1 protein-coding gene is annotated in these 1,449 nt (G+C 40.6%); it reads left to right on the forward strand.

All coding sequences use genetic code 11. The features are described 5' to 3' along the window. The first annotated feature begins 144 nt into the window (after positions 1–144). Positions 145–699: a hypothetical protein gene (locus O9X84_RS19485; protein WP_269521314.1), complete on the forward strand. Its 555-nt coding sequence runs from the start codon at positions 145–147 to the stop codon at positions 697–699. Positions 700–1,449: the final 750 nt, after the last annotated feature.

Raw genomic sequence — 1,449 nt, forward strand, 5'->3', positions numbered from 1 at the left:
GGCAGTAGAAAGTGTGCAGGCACATAACAAAAAAATTAAGTTCGCCCGCTGCGCGGGCTGGGACGCATACACGCAGGGCGGCTTCGCCAGTATGCCCTGCGCGCCTGCGCCCCTTATTTAAAAGTTATGTGCTACGGAGACGACATGGAACGTTTAGAACCGTTTATCTTATTTACAACAAAAGCAAAAAAACTACTGAGTAGTAGCTTCGTAAAGAGCTATCAGAATAATTCTGGAGTGGATTTTTCATGGAAACGTGGAGAAGATTTATCGATAAAACAGAGAGGTCCAGATCAAGAGCAAATTGATGCTTTTGTGTTAACTTTTCGGTTTTTTATTCAGAAAAATGAGCCAATATCATTTTATAGTATGGCTGAAGCATTTAAATCAGAGTTTGTTTCTGATGAGCTCAAAGAAAAATTCTCCGATGCCAAAAATCATTTAAACAGCTATCTAGACTCAAATTCTATGTTTAAAATCGGTGAGCATATTACTCGCAGGGAGCTTCTCTACGTGTTTATTTACGGCGAGCTTTCGCACTCTGATAGAGAAAAACGGGAAAAGTATAATGATTGGATGTCTAATCAATTCCTAGCTGCTTTTATGAAAAATGAGTTTACTTCAATTCTTTTCGAAGTGCTTAACGTAATATCTTACACAGGCGGTATTTGTGAAGAAGTGTTACAGCAAAGTAAGTAGCACATAACAATCACATTAAGTCGCTTCGCTGGGACAGTAACACGTGGGCTATGTCGCTTCGCTCGGATTTTAGCCCACGTGTTACTGCCCCTTATGTGGGTGTTATGTGCTATGAAAGGAATTCAACATATGGTGAGCAATAAGGCATCTATTCAAAAAAGCTTGTTAGTCTTTGCCAATTTATTCATAGGCTTTTCTTTTATCGGGATCGGAATAGTTCGAGACAGTCCCGGCGCGGAGGGCATATGGTTTACCCTTTTAGCTCTTGCTATACACTTTAAAATGAAAGTAGCTTGGGTTGGAATGCTCGTTACGGCTGCTTTCAGCGCTGTCATATGTCTTAATTTGATTATTTCACTGCTCCCCACATCTTTAAATGGCGGTTTGCACTTTAGCTCTAACAACAACCAACTTTTTCAATTAGGCTCGCTAGCACACTTTTCATTGGCTATGCTATGGACTGGCTATTTTGCGTTGCAGTTTTACTTTTTAAACCAGCCAACCACAAAGGCTTATTTTGTGCGCACATAACAACTCAATAAACTCACTCACTGCGTTCGCTGGGACGCATACACGCAGGGCCGCTTCGCTATTATGCCCTACGTGCCTGCGCCCGTTATTGAAAAGTTAGCTGCTTCAATGAAATCGAAATGCCTTTTGTCTCATAAACAATTATACTTGTAGCACTAGATATATTAGGAGACCTGCTATGAAAATAGAGAACCTCTCAGCTATAGAAAAAGTTGAACT

It is taken from the genome of Alteromonas sp. BMJM2, from assembly GCF_027257845.1.
Lineage (GTDB): Bacteria > Pseudomonadota > Gammaproteobacteria > Enterobacterales > Alteromonadaceae > Alteromonas.

What these genes read in the sequence shown, in the direction of transcription:
- O9X84_RS19485 (WP_269521314.1), top strand. Translation starts at nt 145, where the DNA reads ATGGAACGTTTAGAACCGTTTATCTTATTTACAACAAAAGCAAAAAAA.